The 21,423-nt window shown below is 62.1% G+C and carries 20 protein-coding genes and 1 pseudogene; 12 read left to right on the top strand and 9 right to left on the bottom strand.

Annotation, left to right across the window (positions count from 1 at the left end; all coding sequences use genetic code 11):
* Positions 1-14: 14 nt before the first annotated feature.
* The 5 genes from M1D43_RS25855 to M1D43_RS25835 form a co-directional block, all read right to left on the bottom strand.
* On the bottom strand, positions 15-536 hold the full coding sequence (locus M1D43_RS25855) for a GreA/GreB family elongation factor (protein WP_017264473.1): 522 nt from the start codon (positions 534-536) through the stop codon (positions 15-17).
* A 245-nt stretch (positions 537-781) separates the two neighbouring features.
* Positions 782-1,204, bottom strand: coding sequence for a nucleoside diphosphate kinase regulator (gene rnk, locus M1D43_RS25850; RefSeq protein WP_015242629.1), 423 nt, complete (start codon positions 1,202-1,204; stop codon positions 782-784).
* 318 nt (positions 1,205-1,522) lie between these two features.
* Positions 1,523-2,869 (bottom strand): NADP-specific glutamate dehydrogenase, encoded by a 1,347-nt coding sequence (gene gdhA / locus M1D43_RS25845; protein WP_015242630.1) that lies wholly within the window; start codon positions 2,867-2,869, stop codon positions 1,523-1,525.
* A gap of 166 nt (positions 2,870-3,035) precedes the next feature.
* The gene (locus tag M1D43_RS25840) at positions 3,036-4,028 is read right to left on the bottom strand and encodes a PQQ-dependent sugar dehydrogenase (RefSeq protein ID WP_015242631.1); all 993 of its coding nucleotides are present in this window, start codon (positions 4,026-4,028) and stop codon (positions 3,036-3,038) included.
* A gap of 199 nt (positions 4,029-4,227) precedes the next feature.
* On the bottom strand, positions 4,228-5,694 hold the full coding sequence (locus tag M1D43_RS25835) for an MFS transporter (protein ID WP_013845095.1): 1,467 nt from the start codon (positions 5,692-5,694) through the stop codon (positions 4,228-4,230).
* Between the two features lie 128 nt (positions 5,695-5,822).
* On the opposite strand from M1D43_RS25835, the gene M1D43_RS25830 reads away from it, so the two are divergent.
* The gene (locus tag M1D43_RS25830) at positions 5,823-6,437 is read left to right on the top strand and encodes a TetR/AcrR family transcriptional regulator (RefSeq protein ID WP_017264471.1); all 615 of its coding nucleotides are present in this window, start codon (positions 5,823-5,825) and stop codon (positions 6,435-6,437) included.
* A 73-nt stretch (positions 6,438-6,510) separates the two neighbouring features.
* Here M1D43_RS25830 and M1D43_RS25825 read toward each other — a convergent pair whose 3' ends face one another.
* Positions 6,511-7,212 carry a GntR family transcriptional regulator gene (locus tag M1D43_RS25825; protein ID WP_013845097.1) on the bottom strand — a complete coding sequence of 234 codons (702 nt, stop codon included), beginning with the start codon at positions 7,210-7,212 and terminating at the stop codon, positions 6,511-6,513.
* A gap of 118 nt (positions 7,213-7,330) precedes the next feature.
* Between M1D43_RS25825 and M1D43_RS25820 the strand changes: the two genes are divergently transcribed.
* The 7 genes from M1D43_RS25820 (at position 7,331) to M1D43_RS25790 (ending at position 13,437) form a co-directional block, all read left to right on the top strand.
* Complete coding sequence (locus M1D43_RS25820; RefSeq protein ID WP_015242633.1) at positions 7,331-8,845, top strand: aldehyde dehydrogenase family protein; 1,515 nt, start codon at positions 7,331-7,333, stop codon at positions 8,843-8,845.
* 120 nt (positions 8,846-8,965) lie between these two features.
* A complete protein-coding gene (locus M1D43_RS25815; RefSeq protein WP_013845099.1) occupies positions 8,966-9,916 on the top strand; it encodes a sugar ABC transporter substrate-binding protein in 951 nt (316 codons plus the stop codon).
* A 69-nt stretch (positions 9,917-9,985) separates the two neighbouring features.
* A complete protein-coding gene (locus M1D43_RS25810; protein WP_013845100.1) occupies positions 9,986-11,005 on the top strand; it encodes an ABC transporter permease in 1,020 nt (339 codons plus the stop codon).
* Entirely contained in the window at positions 11,005-11,742 is a 738-nt protein-coding gene (locus M1D43_RS25805) for an ATP-binding cassette domain-containing protein (RefSeq protein WP_003525223.1), read from the top strand. Before M1D43_RS25810 ends, M1D43_RS25805 begins: the two co-directional genes overlap by 1 nt.
* 31 nt (positions 11,743-11,773) lie before the next feature.
* Complete coding sequence (gene kduI / locus M1D43_RS25800) at positions 11,774-12,616, top strand: 5-dehydro-4-deoxy-D-glucuronate isomerase (protein ID WP_015242634.1); 843 nt, start codon at positions 11,774-11,776, stop codon at positions 12,614-12,616.
* 235 nt (positions 12,617-12,851) lie between these two features.
* Positions 12,852-13,028 (top strand): hypothetical protein, encoded by a 177-nt coding sequence (locus M1D43_RS25795; protein ID WP_015242635.1) that lies wholly within the window; start codon positions 12,852-12,854, stop codon positions 13,026-13,028.
* A 142-nt stretch (positions 13,029-13,170) separates the two neighbouring features.
* Positions 13,171-13,437 (top strand): hypothetical protein, encoded by a 267-nt coding sequence (locus tag M1D43_RS25790; protein ID WP_015242636.1) that lies wholly within the window; start codon positions 13,171-13,173, stop codon positions 13,435-13,437.
* Positions 13,438-13,532: 95 nt separating this feature from the next.
* Here the strand turns inward: M1D43_RS25790 and M1D43_RS25785 are convergent.
* From M1D43_RS25785 to M1D43_RS25775, 3 genes and pseudogenes are all read right to left on the bottom strand, one after another.
* Positions 13,533-14,618: pseudogene (locus M1D43_RS25785) on the bottom strand (nucleotidyltransferase family protein).
* Positions 14,619-14,746: 128 nt separating this feature from the next.
* Positions 14,747-15,469: a response regulator transcription factor gene (locus M1D43_RS25780; protein WP_010967110.1), complete on the bottom strand. Its 723-nt coding sequence runs from the start codon at positions 15,467-15,469 to the stop codon at positions 14,747-14,749.
* Positions 15,466-16,713 (bottom strand): GAF domain-containing sensor histidine kinase, encoded by a 1,248-nt coding sequence (locus M1D43_RS25775; RefSeq protein WP_010967109.1) that lies wholly within the window; start codon positions 16,711-16,713, stop codon positions 15,466-15,468. The genes M1D43_RS25780 and M1D43_RS25775 overlap by 4 nt, the downstream gene beginning before the upstream one ends.
* A gap of 273 nt (positions 16,714-16,986) precedes the next feature.
* Between M1D43_RS25775 and M1D43_RS25770 the strand changes: the two genes are divergently transcribed.
* The 4 genes from M1D43_RS25770 (at position 16,987) to M1D43_RS25755 (ending at position 21,413) form a co-directional block, all read left to right on the top strand.
* A complete protein-coding gene (locus M1D43_RS25770; protein ID WP_026030004.1) occupies positions 16,987-18,003 on the top strand; it encodes an ABC transporter substrate-binding protein in 1,017 nt (338 codons plus the stop codon).
* A gap of 73 nt (positions 18,004-18,076) precedes the next feature.
* Positions 18,077-19,525, top strand: a complete 1,449-nt coding sequence (locus M1D43_RS25765; protein ID WP_020479830.1) for a sugar ABC transporter ATP-binding protein — start codon at positions 18,077-18,079, stop codon at positions 19,523-19,525.
* Positions 19,522-20,469, top strand: coding sequence for an ABC transporter permease (locus M1D43_RS25760; RefSeq protein WP_015242638.1), 948 nt, complete (start codon positions 19,522-19,524; stop codon positions 20,467-20,469). Before M1D43_RS25765 ends, M1D43_RS25760 begins: the two co-directional genes overlap by 4 nt.
* Entirely contained in the window at positions 20,466-21,413 is a 948-nt protein-coding gene (locus tag M1D43_RS25755; RefSeq protein WP_013845108.1) for an ABC transporter permease, read from the top strand. The genes M1D43_RS25760 and M1D43_RS25755 overlap by 4 nt, the downstream gene beginning before the upstream one ends.
* The last annotated feature ends 10 nt before the right edge of the window (positions 21,414-21,423 follow it).

Genomic DNA, 21,423 nt, shown 5'->3' with positions numbered 1-21,423 from the left:
GCTGCCTGGCAGCATCATGCGGCACTGGGACCTGGATCATCATCATGTGGAATGGCCGCTTTCCTGGGCCGCGGCCGGAAATTGACCACTTGCCGAGCGTGGTCGATCAGTTGCACGGGTTCGGTGCTCGTCTGTTTCAGGCGAGCCTCTGACTCGGGTTGAAAGACGATGCGCTCGACCGCCAGGGTTTCAGGCCAGCCGTCCTCTCCGAGGATCTCGGTCCTCTCGCCGACGGCCAGCCCAAGCAGCGCCAAACCGCGCATCGTCCGCACGGAGATGGCGGAGTTGGCAGGTCTACCCGCGGCGTTGCGGACCAGAAGATGTGGTCCGGTGCGCACGCCGTTGACGGTGTAGCCCACCTGCGTGTCCAGAGTGACTACATTCTCAGGTATGTCTTCGCGGAAAAACACGCTGGCATAGTTCAACTTCTCGCGCAGTAGGATCGTGAAGGATTCCGTGTGGCCGGTTTCGTCCAGCATGGACATCAGGATGTTCAGGTCTCCTGCAGTCAGTTGGCAGAAAGCTTCTCTCGACATGGCGCATCTCTCCAGCTTCCGTCGGGTCATGGACCTGCCCTCTCGAGCAAGTATGGGGCACGAACGGCCGCGACCATCACAGTCGGCCTTTGCTCGTGCTGACGAAGAACTCCCTGCGCCGACCGCGAGCGGTTCGGCACAGGGCTACGAGCCTGCGGTGAGGCGACCTCCTCTGGCTTTCCGCTTTCTGCTATCGAGCAAATGCATGGGGTCCTCGGCGGAGACTGTCTGGGTTCGGCGAAGCATCAAAGGGCGAGTTCGTCCTTCACGTCGTCCTCGACCCGAACGACCATCAGATGGTTTCTCTGCCCATCTCGAGAGAACCACTCGACCGCCTGTCCGGGCCGAAGACCCAGGAGCGCCACTCCGACCGGCGTGAGGACGGAAATCCTTCCCTTCTCGGCATCGACGTCATCGGGGTAGACGAGAGAGAAGGTCCGGCAGGGGCCGTCCTCGACCTCGCAAGTGACGATAGACCCTATCTTGACGGCATCGGGCGGCACCTGGTCGTCTGGCACAACACAGGGGCGCTCCAGCTTTTCGATCAATTCAGCGGCGATGTCGAAGTCCCTCGACAAGGCCTGGTAGGCAAGGCGGCTGAGCAGACGGTAGTCCGTCGCTCCAATGAAAGGCAGGGGCAGATTCGAGGAGACCATGATGCTGGACATCGTTCGCAATACCTCCGGAACAGGCACGGGATTTCCGCGTGCATGCAGTTGAAATATTCGGGAAGATTGTCGCGCATGTCAGCGAGAATTTGTGCTGAACGCGTTCACCCAGGATCCGGCGGGCGACGAGGCCGGATCCGGGTTACGATCCTGCGATCAGGCGAATCCCAAGAGCGTTAAGCGGATATATGTCGCGGTTGGACAACATGGCCGCATGATCGCCCGCGGTATCGGGGAAGTCAAGTCACCCGGGTCAGTGCCGCTAGTGCGGAAGCACCGCGGCACGCACCCCGAACGGCTTGATCGCCCCCGGCGCGCTCAGATCACGCCGAGGGCATCCATTGCCTCGGCCACTCTGACGAAGCCCGCTATGTTGGCTCCGAGAACATAGTCTCCAGGGGTGCCATACTCCTCTGCGGTCTCGGCGCAACGGTCGTGAACCCCCTGCATGATGGTTGCAAGGCGCGCCTCGGTCTGTTCGAACGTCCAGCTGTCACGTGAGGCGTTCTGCTGCATCTCGAGAGCGGAGGTGGCAACGCCCCCTGCATTCGCGGCCTTGCCCGGGGCAAACAGTACACCCGCCTCCTGGAAGATGCGGACCGCCTCCGGCGTGCACGGCATGTTGGCGCCCTCACCCACCGCAAGAACACCGTTCTTCACCAATGTTCGTGCATCCTTGCCGGTAAGCTCGTTCTGAGTCGCTGAAGGCATGGCGACATCGCATGGAACGTCCCAGACCGAGCCCGCTTCTATATAGTGAGTCCCGGCGCCTTTCAGTCGCGCGTACTCCGAAATCCGCTCGCGACGCACTTCCTTGATCTCCTTGACCAGTTCAAGGTCGATGCCGTCCTCGTCGACCACGTACCCGTTCGAATCGGAGCACGCCACGATTTTTCCTCCGAACTCGATCACCTTCTCCATCGTATAGATCGCTACGTTGCCGGATCCGGAGACGGTCACCCGTTTGCCCTCGAAGTCCAGGCCCTTGGTTGCGATCATGCGCTGGACGAAATAGGTCGCCCCGTAGCCCGTCGCTTCCTTTCGGGCCCGCGAACCGCCGTAGAACAATGCCTTGCCCGTGAGCACACCGGCTTCGTAGCGGTTGGTAAGCCGCTTATACTGACCGAACATGTAGCCGATCTCCCGGCCTCCCACACCGATATCACCCGCGGGAACGTCCGTGTATTCGCCGAGATGCCTGTGAAGCTCGGTCATCAACGACTGGCAGAAGCGCATGATCTCGCCGTCCGAACGGCCCCTGGGATTGAAGTCGGAGCCACCCTTCCCCCCGCCGATCGGCATCCCGGTCAGTGCGTTCTTGAAGGTCTGCTCGAAGCCGAGAAACTTGATGATTCCGATGTTCACCGAAGGATGAAAACGGATTCCGCCCTTGTACGGCCCAAGTGCGGAGTTGAACTGAACCCGGAACCCCCGGTTGATCTGGACCTGGCCCTTGTCGTCCACCCAGGGCACGCGGAAGATGATCTGACGCTCTGGTTCGCAGATCCTCTCGATGAGCGCGTTTTCGGCGTAACGGGGATGTTTGGCTATCACGCGCCCGAGGCTCTCGAGAACCTCGCGCACTGCCTGGTGAAACTCGTGTTCACCTCCGTTACGCCTCAGGACTTCCGCTAGAATGGGTTCCAGTTTCTCGTCGACATTCACAATGATTCTCCTAGTGCCATCTCACCTCAATCGGCACCGGCGCCATATCTGAAAGGTGTGCTTCAGGGAACAGCAATTTTCGGTTGTTCAACCAACAGCAGGCGGAAAGGCACTTCGAAGCCACCGGACCTCGAATAGGGCCGCAAATTCCTGTCCGCGGGAGACGTCACCGCCTGAAGATGTGAATTGCGCCACCGGCGTCGTCGGATACGAGGATGGCCCCGTCGGGCGCCTCCTTGACGTCCACCGGACGACCGACGTTTCTGAGGAAAGTGGCCGCCGAGACCGGACGGCCGCCACGGAAGCGGACCCGCACGACCTGATAGCCGACCGGTACCGACCTGTTCCAACTGCCGTGCTGCGCCACCAGAGCATCGCCGCCCAGGCTGCGGAAGAAATGAATCCCAAGCGCTGCGACATGGGCCTGAAAATTGAAGACAGGGGGAACTTGGCGCGCGGGCGGCATCGCGTCTTCGAACCCTGTGAGCGGCACCTGGCCGCCGAAATAAGGAAAGCCGTAAAAGCCGCCCGGCCGGAGCGCGTTCAACTCGTCGGGCGGGACATCGTCTCCCATCCTGTCGGCGCCGTTGTCGGTGAAGAACATTCTGCCGCCGCGCCAATCGAAGCCGACCGAGTTGCGCACGCCCCAGGCCACTCTGCGAAGGTCAGACCCGTCCTGGTTCATGCTGACGATCGTGCCTTGCAGCCCGTGGGGAACGCAAATGTTGCAGGGTGATCCCAATGAGACATAAAGCCGGGCATCCGGGCCGAGGGCGATATAACGAAAACTGTGGGCCCCCGAATTCGGCAGGTCGCGCCGGATGTCGCGTCTGCCGCTCAACGTACCGCCGCGGCCGATCTCGAACGCCGTTATGCTGCTTCTTGAAGCCACGAACAGTCGACCACGTGAGCAGGCGACGCCGTTCGCATTGGAAAATCCGGAGGCGACCCGCCGGGCGCGGCCGCCGGGTAAGGACACGGCGTAGACCGAGGAGCCCTTGGTTCCGACGAACAATGTGTCGCCGCAAACCGCCATCTCGCGCGCGGCCGGCACGCGGGCGAGCAGTTCCCCCCGCGCCGCATCGAAGGGCACGCCGAAGGCGAGCGCCACGACCATGACTAGCGCGAGGAAACCGGCCCTCGGGAATGAGACGCTCATCGCCACTCCTCCGAATGCACCCTGAATTGCGCTGGAGCGGATTTGGAGCGGCGTTAGTCCCGTTTCAAGCCGGCGCCCGAGCCTCACGGCGAAGTGATCTCCTTCAGCCCCTCGTTTAAATGAAAATGCGCAGATCAGCGTCGGTGGCACGAGGCATCTGGAGCGCTGGCGGGACCTTCATCCTGCGCGTTGGGAGTAATTACTCCGGCAATTTGCTCGGCAGCCAGAGCCACGCCACCATCCCGACTGCGAGTGTCAGGAGACCGCCCGTGCCGATCGCGACATGCATGCCGGTGAGGAACGCTTCTTGAGCCTGAATCAGGCTTTGATGTGCAAGTCCGGGCTGATCGAGCGTTTCGTCGAGCGTCCCTGCCACGCCGGGGCCGAATAGCCGGAAGCTCAGTGTCGCTAACGATCCGAGCAGGGAAATACCTAGCGCGTTGCCCAGTTCGTTGCTGGTCTCTGCTATCGAACCCGCCGCACCCGCCCGGTTCGCAGGGACCGCCGAAACCGCGATATCGGCTACGAGGCTGAAGGACAGTCCATATCCGATGCCGGCGATCATGGTCGAGGCGATGAAGACAGCAATCCCTGTCTCGGTCGTCGTGAACAGCAGCAGGAAGACGCCTGCGCCGATCAGCAGATGTGTTGCCACAAGTGCGGTCTTCCGGCCGATCCGTTCTACGATGCGAGCAGTGGCCACGCAGGTGGCCGTCAGCACGATCGCGCCCGGCAGGGTTAACAGCGCGGCGGCGAAGACATCGATGCCCAGCACCGATTGCAGGTAGACGCCCGACAGATAGCCGGCAGCAGACCATACGACCAGCGACAGAAGGCCGGTCAGAATAGCGATAGAGAAGATACGGTCGCGGAAGAGACCGAGGTCGAGCAGCGGATATTCAAGTTTCGTCTGTCGGCGAGCGAATAGCGCCAGTGCAAATATGCCGGCGGCTCCGGCGACGATTTGTGTTGGAGTGAAGCCATAAGCGGCCGCATTCTTGAGCGAATAGGTGAACAGCAGGATGCCGGCAAAGGACAGCACGAGGCTTGCCAGGTCGATGCTGCCGCCGACGGTAGATCGCACCTCCCGCAACAGGATCGGCGCGCCGATCATGAAGCCGATGACGACGGGGACATTGATGAGAAACACGGCGCCCCACGCGAACTGCCGCAGCAGCATGCCGCCAATCAGCGGGCCGATCGCAAAGCCGGCTGCGAAGGTCGCCGCAAAGATGCCGATAGCTTGGGCGCGCAGTCGCGGATCGGGGAACAAGGCGCTGACGATTGCCAAGCCGGAAGGCAGTAATGTTGCGCCGCCCAGTCCCATCAGGGCACGCGACGCGATCAGCTGCTCAGGCGTTTGCGAATAGGCCGCGCCGAGCGACCCTGCGCCAAAGACCGCCGCGCCGGTTATGATGAGTTTCAGCCGGCCGTAGCGGTCGCCGATATTTCCGAAAGCGATCAGCAGCGATCCGACCACGAAGCCGTAGATATCCAGGATCCAGAGCGCCTGATCAGCGGTCGGCATGAGGGCCGAAGTGACATGCGGCATAGCGAGATAAAGGATCGACCCGTCCATGGCCACAAGTAGGACCAGGGGTAAAATGGCGATCAGGCCCAGCCATGCGGTGCGATCGACGGTGCGGGGGAGTGAAGTATCGGTCATGGGCACAAATCCTCTGCGAACGGCATGCGAAGGCATGCCGCTTCGGCCGCCGGCGCGAGGCCGGTGGATGGTTGCGATTGAAGGCTAGCTCCTATATACTTCAAGTAAGTTACTTTTGGTATATAGTGATGTCAAGCAGGCCGAACAAAATGCAGCCTCCGGCCAAGCGCGTCCGTCTCAGCCGCGAGCAGCGGCGGCGCCAGCTTCTCGACTTAGCGTGGCACCTTGTGCGCGAAGAAGGTTCGGATGCCCTGACGCTCCCGAGGCTCTCGCAAGAAGCTGCTGTCGCCAAGCCGGTGGTCTATGACCATTTCGGCACGCGCAATGGCCTGCTGATAGCCCTTTATCGGGATTTTGATGCGCGGCAGACGGAGATGATCGACGCCGCACTCGCGGGGAGCGGCCCGACCCTCGAAGATCGAGCCAGGGTCATCGCAACCTCCTACGTCGACTGTGTACTCGCGCAGGGCCGGGAAATGCCCGGCGTGCTCGCGGCCCTTGCGGGCTCTCCCGAGTTGGAGGCGGTAAAGAGAGACTATCAACTGGCTTTCATCGAGAAGTGTCGAAGGGCACTGGCGGCTTTCGTGGGGCGGCGAGGCATCGAACCGGCGGGCTTCTGGGCTATGCTCGGCGCTGCTAACGCCCTGTCGGATGCGGCCTCGACGGGAGAGATCACGGCTGAGCAGGCGCAAGACGAGCTTTTCGAGACCATTGTCGCGATGATCGAAAGAAGCCATCCTTGATCATGGGTGGGATATCAAGTCCGAACGGGAACGTGGGTCGAGCACGGCTCCACACTTAGCCGCCAGAAAACGGTCATTCGAACAGGTCTGGATTGTCCGCCTCGATCTGCGGCAGGTCGGCCAGAATGCCGTTGAGGTGGCTGCGCATGGCGGCCGCAGCCGCGTCGGCATCCCGCGCGTCGATGGCGGTGATGATCGCCTCATGTTCGGCAATCAGTTTCTTCATCGAGTCCGGATGGCGCAGCTGAAGGTTGCAGACCCGATCCATGTGTGCCTTGATATCGGAGACGGCGTTCCAGGCGAGGCCGCAGCCTGCACCCTCGGCGATCGCAATATGGAACTGCTCGTCCTCCCGGCGAAAAGCATTGTGGTCATGTGCTTCATTCGCCGCTTTTTGCCGAGCTAGGATCGTGTCGATCTTGCGCCGTGTCCAGCTATCGAATGTCTCGCTGGCCCGGCGCGCCACCGCGACTTCGATCGCCTCGCGCACGAAGCGCGCCTCCATCATTTGTCTGGCTGAAATCCGCACGACGACTGTGCCCCTGTTGGGCCGGATATCCACCAGTTTCGATTTGCCGAGGGCGATGAGCGCTTCGCGCACGGGTTGACGCGACACGCCCATGCGCGTGGCGATTTCCTGTTCGGAGAGCCGCATTCCGGGGGCGAGCTCCAGCCGGATGATGGATTCGCGCAAGTCCCGCTCGACTTGGGCCGCGGCGGTTTCGCCGGTGTCGATCTTTAGGGATTCGAGGTTCATGTCTTTCGCTGCCGTCATCCGTTGACATCCAATTTGAACCACCATACAGTACCATACAATTCAGGCGCAACAGAAATCCGGCAAACCGGATGAACAGGGAGGGGCTGGCACCGCGCGGGCCGGCCTGAGAACGCTATTGCTGTCCAATTTCATCGCACCCGATTCCAATGATCCCCGCCTCCGCATTAAATCCCGCTACCAGATGCTTGTCGATGGCAAGTCGGTCGATGCCGCTTCAGGCAGCACGATCGATCGGGTGAGCCCCGGCTACGCCGGCGTGGTGGTCGGCACCTGGCCGGAAGCGTCGGCCGACGACGTGCGCAAGGCCGTCGCGGCCGCGCGGAAGGCTTTCGATGCCGGCCCGTGGCCGCGCATGTCCGGCGCAGAGCGGTCGCGCCTGATGTTCAAGGTAGCCGACCTCATCCTCGCGCGGCAGGAGGAACTGGCGCTGATCGAGAGTCTCGAGGTTGGCAAGCCAATCGCTCAGGCGCGCGGCGAAATCGGTTTCTGCGCGGATCTCTGGTCCTACGCCGCCGGCCAGGCCCGCGCGCTGGAAGGACAAACCCACAACAATATCGGCGACGATCGCTTGGGCCTTGTCCTGCGCGAGCCGGTCGGGGTCGTCGGCATCATTACGCCTTGGAACTTCCCCTTCATCATCGCCTCGGAACGCGTGCCCTGGGCTATCGGTAGCGGCTGCACCGTCGTGCTGAAGCCCTCCGAGTTCACGTCGGGCACGTCGATCCGTCTGGCGGAGTTGGCGCGCGAAGCTGGCATTCCCGATGGCGTGTTTAACGTCGTCACCGGGTATGGCGATCCCGCCGGCCAGGTGCTGGCCGAAGACCCGAACGTCGACATGGTCGCCTTTACCGGCTCTGTCCGCGTCGGCACGAAGCTTGGCGAGATCGCGGCGCGCACCGTCAAGCGCGTCGGGCTGGAGCTTGGCGGCAAGGGGCCGCAGATCGTCTTCGCCGATGCGGATCTTGACGCGGCGGCAGACGGCATCGCCTATGGCGTCTACCACAATGCCGGCCAGTGCTGCATTTCCGGCAGCCGGCTTCTGGTGCAGGAGGGCATCCGCGATGCGCTGATGGAGCGCCTGCTCGACATATCGCGCAAGGTCGCCTTCGGCGATCCGCTGAACGAACGCACCAAGATCGGCGCGATGATCTCGGAGGCCCATGCCGAAAAGGTGCATTCCTATGTGACGGCCGGCATCACATCCGGCGCGGAACTGCTGCTCGGTGGCGAAAGGATCGGCAGGGAGGCCGGCCTTTACTATGCACCGACGGTGTTTGCCGGCGTCACGCCCGACATGTCGATCGCACGCGAAGAGATCTTTGGTCCCGTGCTTTCAACGCTGACCTTCAAGACCGCGGACGAAGCCGTAGCGCTGGCGAACGCCACCGAGTTCGGTCTTTCGGCCAGTGTCTGGTCGACCAATCTCGAAACGGCCCTGCAGAGCATCCGCCGCATCCGCGCCGGCCGATGCTGGATCAACAGCGTGATCGACGGCACGCCGGAGCTGCCGATCGGCGGCTATAAGAAGAGCGGCCTTGGCCGCGAGCTCGGCCGCTACGGCTTTGACGAATATTCCCAGTTCAAGGGCGTTCATGTGACGCTCGGGCGTCCCGCGCCCTGGTTCACATAACCGGCCGCAGACTGGGGTCAGGAGGAGGAATATCTCGGCTGGCGTGATCTTTGGTCGGAGCCCGCCAGCCGAGACTTGGGTCTTGCGACCCGCAATGCACATCCAAAGGGAGGATACGCAATGAAACTGACCAGGCTCAGAACCGCAGCGCTGGCTGCGGGCCTTGCCACCTTGTTGACGTCGACTGCGCTCGCCGCAGACGTCAAGGCAACGATGATCATCTATCTCGATCCGAGCGTGCAGTTCTTTAATCCGGTGGTGAAGGGAGCGCAAGACGCCGCCGCTCAATTCGGTGTCGACCTCGACGTTCAGTATGCCAACAACGATCCGGTGCGCCAGAACGACCTGATCGAGAGCGCGACGGCCAGCGGTGTCGACGGCATCGCCGTAGCGATCTCCAGTTCGGATGCTTTCGACGAGAGCATCTGCGCGGCAGTCAAGGCCGGCATCATCGTCATCGGCTTCAACAACGATGACCTCGACGGCGCCAAGGGCAACTGTCGCCAGGCCTATGTCGGCATGGACGAGCTTGCCTCCGGCTATGAGCTCGGCAACCGCATGATCAAGGAATTCGGCCTCAAGTCCGGCGACGTCGTCTTCAATCCGCGCGAAATTCCGGAAGCGAGCTTTGCGGTCGCCCGTGGCGGCGGCATCGAGAAGGCGATGACCGAAAACGGTATCAAGGTGGAGACGGTTCGTGCTGGTCTCGACCCTGCCGAAGCGCAGAACATCATCGCGCAATTCCTCATCGCCAACCCGAACGTGAAGGCGCTGTTCGGCACCGGCTCGGTCACCTCGACCGTCGGCGCCGGCGCCATCAAGGACGCCGGCGTAGACATTCCATTCGGTGGTTTCGACCTTGCGGTCGAGATCGTAAACGCGGTGGAATCCGGCGCGATGTACGCGACCATGGACCAGCAGCCCTATCTGCAGGGCTATTACCCGATCGCCCAGATCGCGCTTGCCAAGAAATACGGGCTGACACCGACCGACATCGACACGGGTCAGGGCGCCTTCCTCGACAAGTCGCGCATCGGCTCGGTCAAACCGCTGATCGGCAGCTACCGCTAACCGTGTTCCGTGGGAGCCCGCCGGCGCGCCCGGCCGGTTCCCCGTTCCCCAACGATCGAGTGCCAGACCGTGACACCTGTCCTAGCCGAAAGTGCCGCGCCACGCTCGCGGACCCAGAGACAATCCATCCTCAAGCAGATCATGGGCATGCCCGCGGGAGCGATCTTTCTCGTCTTCATGACCCTGCAGATTGTCTGCATCGCCGGCGCGCTCCTCTATCCGGACGAGTTCCGCTACCTCTCGCCGCAGAACCTGACGATCCTGATGAAGGCGATCCCCGTGCTCGGGTGCCTCGCGCTCGGAGCCGGCGTATTGATGATCGCCGGTGAATTCGACCTTTCCATCGGCTCCGTGTACACGTTCACGGCCGTGCTGATGGCCTCGCTCGTCAATGCAGGGCTGAGCGCCTTCATCGCAGCACCTATCGGTATTCTGACCGGCCTGCTGATCGGCTCGCTCAACGGCCATATCACCCTGCGCTTCGGCCTGCCGTCCTTCATCGTCACGCTCGGTGGGCTCCTCTTCTGGCGCGGCGCGGTGCTGCTCTACAACGGTGCCGTCCAGGTGCGTTTCGACCCGGAGCCGGTCTTCACCAGCCTCTTTTCCGGCACTCTGTTCGGCGTGAACGCCGCCTTCATCTGGATCGTCCTCTTCGTCATAGGCTTTCACCTGCTGCTACACCGCCACCGCTTCGGCAACCACGTCTTCGCGACGGGTGGAAATCGCGGTGCGGCCGAGGCGATCGGCATCAATACCAGCCGCGTCAAACTGATTGCCTTTGCGATTGCGGGCGGCATGGCTGCGGTCGCGGGCATTCTTGCCACGGCCCGCGTGGGCAGCGTGCAGCCCGGGCAGGGTGCGGGTCTGGAACTCCAGGCGATCGCCGCCTGCGTCATCGGCGGCCTTTCGCTACGCGGAGGACGCGGATCGATCATCGGCATCTTTCTCGGCGTGCTGCTCATCCACACGATAACCGACGTCCTGCTTCTCCTGCGGGCACCCGGCTTCTATCTCGACATGTTCATCGCCACGCTGATCGTGCTGGCCGCCATTTTCAACCATCTAATCGAGCGGCGAGGTCTTGCGTGATGTCGACCCCCAATCTTCTCGAACTGCATAACATCTCGAAGAGCTTCGGTGCGCTGACCGCGCTTCGCAATCTGAGCTTCCATATCGGCGAGGGTGAAGTTGTCGGCCTTTTGGGCGACAACGGCGCCGGCAAATCGACGACCGTCAATCTCATCTCCGGCATCCACAAGCCGACGGACGGCTATCTCAGCGTCGACGGCAAGAAGACGACCTTTTCCTGCCGCTCGGATTCCGCCGATGCCGGCATCGAAACGATCTACCAGCATACCGCGCTGGTCGATTCGCTCTCGATTACCCGCAATATCTTCATGGGCCGTGAACTGACCGATCGCTTCGGCTTCCTTAGGCAGCGCGAGATGCGCGACATCGCCATGGAAGTCTTGCAGAACGCCGTGCACATCTCCGGCATCGATTCCCCGGATACGCTCGTCGGCAATCTCTCCGGCGGGCAGAAACAGGCGGTCGCAATCGCCCGCGCCGTCTATTTCAAGAAGCGCGTGCTGCTCCTCGATGAACCGACCTCGGCGCTCTCCGTACGCGAGACGGAAGCGTTGTTGAACCAAGTGCTGAAGCTCAAGGCGGAGAATGTCTCGAGCGTGCTGGTGACGCACAATCTCTACCACGCCTACCAGGTCTGCGACAGGTTCGTGATCATGAGCCATGGCACGAAGGTCTTCGACGTGCAGAAGGCCGATACGACGATCAGCCAACTGACCGAATATGTCGTGCTCACCTGATGCCCATCCTCGAAAGCAAGAGGCAGATGCCGTGACTATTTCCGTATCAGTTCGCCAAGTGGTCGGGCCAGAGGATGCCGCAAGGCGCAACACGCAGGGCCTGCGCGACGGCTTCGTCATCGAAGCGCTTTTCCAGCCGGGCCGAGCCAACCTCACCTATAGCCACCTTGACCGCATGATCGTCGGCGGCGTGGTGCCGGCGGCGGACAGGCTCGTGATCGACCGGGTTGCCGAGACAGGCACGCAGCGCTTTCTGGACCGCCGCGAAGCGGCGATCATCAATATCGGCGGCTCCGGCACGGTCAGCGTCGGGGACAAGGATCATGTGCTCGGCTTTCAGGAAGCGCTCTATGTCGGGATGGGCGGTGGTGCGCTCGGCTTTGCCAGCGACGATGCGAACGCGCCGGCCTTGTTCTACGTCCTGAGCGCGCCCGCGCACCGCTCCTGTCCGACCGTGCACATCACCCGCGACATGGCAAAAAAGGTGATGCTGGGTTCGGCAGAAGAGTCCAACGCTCGCACCATCAACCAATATGTTCATCCGGATGTCTGCCAGAGCTGCCAATTGCTCGTCGGCCTCACGATGTTCGAGCCGGGTTCGGTCTGGAACACCATGCCGGCGCATGTGCATGACCGGCGAATGGAAGTCTACCTCTATTTCGGCATGCAGGAGGCGACGCGAATCTTTCACTTCATGGGCGAGCCGGGCGAAACCCGCCATGTCGTCCTGAAGAACCATGAAGCCGTGCTCTCGCCGGGTTGGTCGATCCACTCCGGCGCGGGTACCGGGCGCTACGCCTTCATCTGGGCGATGGCTGGCGACAACATGAGCTTCACCGACATGGACAAGGTGCCGATGGAAGCGCTGCGGTAAGTAAGCCCCCAAGTCCAACCAAAAAAATGCGATCCCCGACCCATCCTGGGAACAGCCGGTATGGGCGTAGGACCTTTGGCGCTTTGGTGTCGGACCAATGTCCCATCGTCGTAAACAGAGGGCATGCTAGATTCCGCACTCGGTTTGGTGCCTTGCAAGACTGAGGTCCTGTGATTTCCACGGCAGACCTTAACTCGCGAGGCTATGCAACCACCCGTTGCTTGGGGATTGGGACATGGACGACCGCGATACGAATCACAACTGCGAGAAAAATTCTGCTTCTGACCTCTTGGAAATAGCGGCACAGCTCGCCGCGCTGGCCGAGGACATCAAAACCCTGGCTGCAATGCCGATCGAGCAGATTTCAACATTGATCGAACCCGGCGATAGACCTGAAGCAAGCTCGCAATGACCGTGCTTCCCGCACGAGTGGGTACGGCCCTCGTTGTTTTGCCGGCCGTGATCGAAAAGCCGCCGCCTCGGTGCACTCATGGAACCATTTTTCAGCAACAGCCATTGCGCATTCACCTCGTCGATGGATACAGGGCGTAACAGTGGACGTGCAGAAGGCTGGAATGGCTCGGCTGCTGTTGGCGGCACCTGATGTTCGCGACAGTGCCTGGATGATCCATGACCTCACTTTCTTGAAGCTATGCGAGGTCTACGAGCATGCGTGCCTGCGGCGCGACGTTCTGCGATGTGCGGCATCAAAGGACGACGCCGCCCTGCTCAAATCCGAGGAGGAGTGCAAAAGCCTCGAAGCGGCCGCCATCGCTTACATTCGCGAACGCCAAAAGTTCTCAGGCCTCGGAAGCCATTGAGGCAGCAGCATAACAATCATCAAGAAAGCCGCGCTGCGATGGTCCCTGATGATGGCTGGCCAAATCACTACTCCCCCTTTCCCCACTCCATGCAATTAAAACGGTAGGGAGACGTCTTCATCGATCTCGACGGCTCCTGTCCTCAGACAGGCCTTAAGGTGCTTCCTGCCTTCGTCCGGCAGCATGCGGCTCCTGCTCGGATGCCTGCCCTCCATGCGTCGCCGCGTTGCCATGCTTCATTGTATACTAGCGCAAGGTCGGAGCTTCGGCGGGTCTGCAGAATAGCTTCGAACAGTATCCCAGCCTGCCGGATGTCCTTGTCCCTCTTGACCGCACTTTGGCCGTCGTTGTGGCGGCGCGAGGCCACGATCAGCTTGTGAACGGCATACCGAGACGGATCAGGGACCGTTACTGGGATTCCGCTCTTGTGCAGCACGACCGTTCTGACCGGATCGCGGATCAAGAATTCGAGAAATCGAAGTGGATCCGCACTGGCGCCGCCCAGCGCCGGCATTCTTGCCGGCTGGTCCATGTAGTCATCGGAGGACCGGTTCGTCAGGAATTCGACCTTATAGCTATTCTTGTTTTGAAAGCTCGAGAAGGCGGCTTGTCCGGATCGATGTGGGACGGGCCGAAAGGTCGGGTCGACCGACTGCAGCAATTGTAGGATCGGCGGCATGCTGTCGCCGACTTCGCGGCTGACAGCGAAATCCTGCGCGACGTCCGCGTCGCCCGTCCTTGATCGAATGACCCGGGAGGCGCACTGACAGGACTCCGGCGTAAGTCTGAAATGCGATTGTGCCGATCAGGATACCCCGGAGCCGGAACAGGCCCCCGGATGCAAGCGCCTCAATGACATCCCCCGACATTCTATCCGGCGCAACCATTCCGCCTTCGCGGGTGAGGGTGGACACCATTCGACGCCGTGCCCGAAGGTCGTCCTTTTGCGCTTTGAACTCCTCGACACGTTTTGCGATTTCGGGATCGCTCGCAGGACCTACATAGTCGCGTGTCCTACCACCTTTACCGTCAGGCCGATCGAAATACCAATATCGTCGCTGCTTCACCGTAAGGGGAGTGAAGCGACCATCCGAGGGAAAGTCCGCAGACCATGCCGCGTCGAGCGACCGCTGCCCCAGTTCCGCGAGCATCGCCTGATACATGAGATCGATCGACTTCAGCATGGAGGCATCCTGCCGTTATACCTTTTTTGTGAAAAGGCATAACACAGCAGGAAATAGAGCAAGGGAATACGGTTCTCCAGAGCGGTTCACCAAGGCCAGACTGAAGCTTTCGCAACGCCTGGAGACTATTTTCCGTCCAACCACTCCTGCAGTTCCGCTTCCGCCCGCTCCAGCGCGCTGTAGTTCAGGAGTTTGCGCAGGAAGGCGATCGTGATGGCGCGGGCACGCAGATTGAAGCGGCCGTCGTCATTGTCATCGCTAGCGGCCTGGTAGACGTCGAGCTTGTCGTAAAGCTGCTGCAGGCGATTCTGTACGCTGCGCAGCGACAGGCCGCGGCGCCTGGCAATAGCCCTGTCGGTAAGACCAAGTGCGATGTCGACGAGGATCTCGTATTCGGAATCGTTAAACCCGTTCGTCTGGCCGAGGCTCTTCTGCTGAAGACCCCGCACCTCCCGATCGATGACGCATTGGCTCTCGATGAAGATCGAGCGCAGTGCAAGCTTCAGCCGCTCGTCGGACGCGGATTTCAGGACGTAGCCATAGGCAGCTCCATCCGGAACGATGCGCGAGACGCCGCGCACATACGCCTCGTCCGAGTAATTCGACCAGAACAGGATGCGGGTCTCCGGCCGTTCCTTCCAGATCGTGCGCGCCGCCTCGATGCCATTGCGGCTCGCCATCTGCAGATCCATGACGATATGCGCTGATTTATGCTCACGGGCGAGCTTCTCGCCGACCGTTCCATTTTCCGCCTCGATCACAGTGTCGCATTCCGGCAGGGCGGCATTGACGGCCTCATGCAGGTAGGAGCGATGCAACGGGTCGTCCTCGACGATCAGAACCTTCATTCCGCCCTCTCCTCAATTGAGCCCGAGTCGTGCGGCGCGAGCGGCAGCACCACGCGGACCACGGTGCCGCGATTATTGTGGCCCGGACCGATCGTGAAACGCGCGGAAATCAGTCGCGCCCGGGTCTTCATGTTGTCGATGCCCTCGCCGATTCGTCCCCGCGTTTTGGCAAGTCCGGTTCCATCATCCGAAATCTCGATCGACAACCGGTCGTCGTCGGCGTCGAGCCGCACCTTGACGGCAAGCGGAGCAGCGTGGCGCACGGCATTGTTGATCGCCTCCTGAGCGATGCGGAACAGCGCGACGATCACGGTCGGCTCCAGCCGTTCCAGCGCGCCATTCGTCTCGTCGGCAAGGCCCCATTCGATGATGGAGCCCGTGTCCCGGGTCGAGCGGTCCAGGTGGTGCTCGATCGCCTGGGTAAGTCCGAAGAGCTGGAGAACGGAAGGCTTTGCCTGCTCGATGATCTGCCGCAGGTCCTGCATGCAATGCTGCAGGGAGCGGGAGACGGGCTCCAGTGCCTCCGGCGCCACCTCGCCGTTGCGCGACAGCCGATCGATCCTGCGGGCGAGACGCGTCAGGTCGGCGAGGGTCTGGTCGTGCAGGTCCATGCCGATGCGCTGGCGCTCCTGCTCCAATGCTTCGGTGAGTTTCAACGCACCCAGCCGCAGGCCCTCCTCGCGGGCCCTGGCCTCTGCCTCCACGATCGCCGACCGTTGCGCTTGCTCGGCCGCCCGCAGCGCGAAGAAATAGGGCGTAAGCAGGTCTGCGATGATGCGGGCCCGCTCGACGTCCTCCATCGTATAGGCACCCGCTTCCTGCGAGGAACATGAAAGCGCCGCGATGATCGCGCCCTGCACCTTCATCGGTACATGCAGACGGCTCCTCAGCGACTGTTCGACGATCGGCCGCTTGAACGCGCCGTCGAAATGGAAACGCGGGTCGGTCATTGCGTCGTCGGCCAGCAGGAAGTCCACTTCACCCCATAGAAGGGAGCGGATCGGACTGTTGACGACAGGTGCGCCGGCGAGGTCGCCCCAGGCGGTCTCAATGCCCGTCTCATAGGCGGTGTGATAGTTGCCGTCCTCGAGGAGCACACAGACATCGAGATGGTCGTGCGGGATGATGTGCGCGACCTCCGCTGCGACGGAGCGAATGGCCGAGCGAAAGTCGAGCTGGCCCGCGAGCAGCCGGGAGATGCCGAGATAATGATCAAACATGGCTGCGGGTGCGGAATGCAGCATGGTGGGTTCCTCCAGAAACGGCAGGCTCCTCAACCCGCCGCAATCGCTTTGCCAGTAAGCGCCCGCGGGAGCGCCGCCGTCTTGCGTAAACCCGCAGCTTGTACCGCAAAACCCGCAAACATCTTGCCGCCTTGCGCCTGTACAGGTCCGCCGATCTCCCGCATCCTGCCCTTACTGAGAGGAGGAAGCTCAGTGCAAGAACAATCTCACTCGAACCGATTGGCCGGGACGGGTGAAGCGATCGCCTGCCAGGCGATCATGAGGGAGAGAGACATGACCATCCGTAAGATGCTTCTGGCATCGGCCGCGATCACTTGCGCCGCGATGCCCGCCTCCGCATTTGCCGACACCTCGGCCAAGAAGATCGCCCTTTCGAACAACTATGCCGGCAATTCGTGGCGCCAGGCCATGCTGACGAGTTGGGAAAAGGTGACGGGCGAAGCCGTGAAGGCCGGCATCGTCGCCTCGGCCGACGCCTTCACCACCGCCGAGAACCAGGCAACGGAACAGGCCGCGCAGATCCAGAATATGATCCTGCAGGGCTATGACGCGATCGTGCTGAACGCCGCCTCCCCGACAGCGCTGAACGGCGCGGTCAAGGAGGCCTGCGATGCCGGCATTACCGTCGTCTCCTTCGACGGCATCGTGACCGAACCCTGCGCCTGGCGCATTGCCGTCGATTTCAAGGAAATGGGCCGCAGTCAGGTCGAGTATCTTTCGAACAAGCTTCCGGACGGCGGCAATCTGCTCGAGATCCGCGGCCTTGCCGGCGTATTCGTCGACGACGAGATCTCGGCCGGCATCCATGAGGGCGTCAAGCAGTTCCCCCAGTTCAAGATCGCCGGCTCCGTGCACGGAGACTGGGCGCAAGACGTGGCGCAGAAGGCCGTTGCCGGCATCCTGCCGAGCTTGCCTGACATTGTCGGCGTGGTGACGCAGGGCGGAGACGGTTATGGTGCCGCGCAGGCCATCGCCGCGACCGACCGGAAGATGCCGATCATCGTGATGGGCAATCGCGAGGATGAACTGAAATGGTGGAAGGAGCAGAAGGACGCGAGCGGCTATGAAACCATGTCGGTCTCGATAGCGCCTGGTGTCTCCACTCTCGCCTTCTGGGTCGCCCAGCAGATCCTCGACGGCAAGGAGGTAAAGAAGGACCTCGTCGTTCCCTTTCTGCGCATAGATCAGGACAATCTCGAAGCGAACCTCGCAAATACGCAGGCCGGTGGCGTCGCCAATGTGGAGTACACGCAGGAAGACGCGATCAAGGTCATCGAGTCGGCAAAGTGAAATCTCCCGGTGGCTGCCGCGTGGCCGTAGATGACCGCGCGGCAGTCTTGTTGAGCAGATGATGGCGAGCAGTATGGACGACGTAGCGAAGGCGATCATTGCGGTCGACGGCGCCAAAGTGAGCTTCGGCGCAGTCAAGGCGCTCGACGGCGTCACGCTTCGTGTCATGCCCGGCGAATGCGTTGGGCTCGTCGGACATAATGGGGCCGGCAAGTCCACGATCGTCAGCGTGATCAATGGCGGCCTCATGCCGCACCACGGAATCGTCACGAGTGACGGCGAGCGGCAGGAGCGCTACGGCATCAATGCCGCCCGCGACCGAGGCGTGCGTTGCGTCTTTCAGGAGCTGTCCCTCTGCCCCAACCTCTCCATCGTTGAGAACACCCGTCTTGTACATCGCACTCTCGGCGGAGTCGGCTGGCGTTTGCGGGCTGCGAAGATCATCGAGAAGAGCCTCGACGCGGTCTTCCCCGGCCATGGCATCGACAGCGGCCGGACCGTGGGAGATCTTTCGATCGCCGAACGGCAGATGGTCGAAATCGCTTTGGCCTTTTCCGATGCCGGCACTCCCGCGCGGCTGGTGATCCTGGACGAACCGACATCGTCGCTCGATGCAAGCCTCGCCCGTCAGATGCTCGATCATGTCCGCCGCTTCATCGTCGCGGGCGGATCCGTCATCTTCATCTCGCATATCCTGCACGAGATCCTCGAGACCGCCGACCGTATCGTCGTCATGAAGGACGGCCGCGTCGTCGCCGAACGTCCGGCGCACCGCTTCGACCATCACGGGCTCGTGGAGGCAATGGGGAGCGTAGCGAAGGCGGAAACGCGGCAGCGACCGGTGCGCGACCAATCCGCGGCACCAGTCATTCTGTCCCATCAGGCAGCGGGTATTCCATTCACGGCGCGCACCGGCGAGATCATCGGCCTCGCTGGCCTGGCTGGCCACGGACAGACCGAACTCCTCCTCGCGCTGCATGCCGCCCGGTCCGGCAACTGGCTGCCGCAGGGTAATCCGCTCGTCACCTTCGTCGCCGGCGACCGCCGCCTCAATGGGGTTTTCGAACTGTGGAGCATCCTGCGTAACTTCTCCATCGCCTCGCTCGGTGACATGTCCCGCCGCGGTCTCGTCCTCGAGGCCGGCGAAAAGACGAGGGGAACGGCCTGGAAAGAACGGATCGAAATACGCACGCCCGATTTGAATAACCGCATCCTGTCGCTGTCCGGCGGCAACCAGCAGAAGGTGCTCTTCGCCCGTGCACTCGCCACGCGCGCACCAATCGTTCTGATGGACGATCCGATGCGCGGCGTGGACGTCGGGACCAAGCAGGAAGTCTATGCGATCATCCGCGAGGAGGCGGCGGCCGGCCGCACCTTCATCTGGTACTCGACGGAAATGGACGAGGTTTGCCTCTGCGACCGGGTCTATGTGTTCCGCGAGGGCCGCATCACGGCCGAACTCGGCGGCGATGCCGTCGACGAAGCGAACATTATCTCCGCGTCCTTCGAGGGGACCGCATGACGTTCCGCCTGTCCTCCGACGCCATTCGCCTTGTCATTCCCGCTCTATCGCTGTCGCTGCTGCTGGCCGCGGTGTTCTGGCTGCAACCGCGCGCCATGAGCTATATCGGCCTTAACCTGCTGTTCAACCTGGCCGTGCCGATCGCGCTCGCGACGATCGCGCAGATGCTCGTGATGGCGGTGAACGATCTCGATCTCTCGATGGGCGCCTTCGTCAGCTTCGTCGCCTGCGTGACCGCGACTTTCCTGCGGGACGCGCCGGCAATCGGCATCCTGATCCTCGCCGGCGCGGTCGCAGCCTATGCGGCGATCGGCGTCGTCATCCATTTGCGCAACCTGCCGTCCATCGTCGTCACCCTCGGCATGAGCTTCGTCTGGGGCGGCCTTGCGGTGCTGTTGCTGCCGGCACCGGGCGGGCAGGCGCCCGACTGGGTGCGGTGGCTGATGACCGTCAAGCCGCCCCTGGCCCCGATGGCGATCGTCGCCAGCATCATAATCGCCGTCATTGCGCATTTCATCGTCAAGCGGTCCTCGCTCGGCGTTCTGATCCGTGGCGTCGGCGGCAACCAGCGCTCGGTGGAGCGCGCCGGCTGGTCGATCGTCGCTACGCGCGCGACCGCCTATGCCCTCGCCGGCCTCTTTGCGGTTCTAGCCGGCATCGCCCTCGTCGGCTTGACCACTTCGGCCGATGCCAATATTGCGCTGCGCTACACGCTGCTGTCGATCGCCGGCGTCATCCTCGGGGGCGGTGAATTCACAGGCGGCCGCGTCTCTCCCATTGGTGCCGTCATCGGGGCGCTAACTCTGACGCTTGCCGGCTCGTTCCTCTCTTTCCTGCGCATCTCACCGGATTGGCAGATTGGGGCGCAGGGTGCGATTCTGATCATCGTGCTCGCGCTCCGCCTGATGCTGAACCGCCTCGAGAGGCGGGAGAAACGCCGATGAACGCGCTTATTCGCCAGTTCGGCAAACCCTGGGTCTGGTCGTGGCTTGCCGCCTTTATCGTCTGGTTCCTGACGATCATGGTGACGGGCGGCGCCGGCACGCTCGGACTGTCGCAGGCAGCGCTCACCTTTGCGGCCTTCTCGGTGATCGTCGGCATCGGGCAAATGTTCGTCATCACCCTCGGCCCCGGAAACATCGACCTCTCGGTTCCCGCCACCATGACGCTCGCCGGCACGGTGGCACTGAAGCTGATGAATGTCGAAAACGGCATGGTCCTGCCCGGCCTTCTCCTTGCCGTCTTCATTGGTCTTGGCGTCGGCCTTTGCAACTATACGCTTATCAAGGCGCTGCGCATCCCGCCAATTATCGCAACGCTCTCCATGAGCTTCGTCGTCCAGTCCGGCGCGATCTGGACGAACCGCGGTCTTCGTATCAAGCCCCCGAGCGTGCTTGCGGAATTTACCACCACCAATACGCTTGGCGTCCCGAACGTGGCGATCGTCGCTGTCCTGATCTCCATCCTCGCCTGGATCCTGCTCGAGAAGACGATCTACGGCCGCTGGATCTCGGCCATCGGCCAGAGCATGCCGGCCGCGCGCATGGCAGGCATCCCGGTCGACGGCACGCGCTTCGTCACCTACCTGTTCTGTGCCGTGCTCGCTTCGATCAGCGGCTATCTGCTCGCCTGCTTCTCCGGCGGCGCGGCGCTCAACATGGGCGCGGAATATCTTCTCATGTCGATCGCCGTCGTCGTGATCGGCGGCACAGCGGTCGCCGGCGGCGATTCCAACGTGCCCGGCATCTGGGGCGCATCGCTCTTCATGTTCCTCGTGGTCTCCATGCTCAACACCTATGGGCTCGGCGCAGGCATTCGCCTCATCATGACCGGCCTCATCATCATCAGCGTCATCATGCTCGCCGGCGGTCGCCGGGGCATGCGATAAACGGAAAGAC

It is taken from the genome of Ensifer sp. R1-3, from assembly GCF_056739175.1.
The sequence above is the reverse complement of the archived record's forward strand: the minus strand, read 5'-3'. Positions and strand labels throughout refer to the sequence as shown.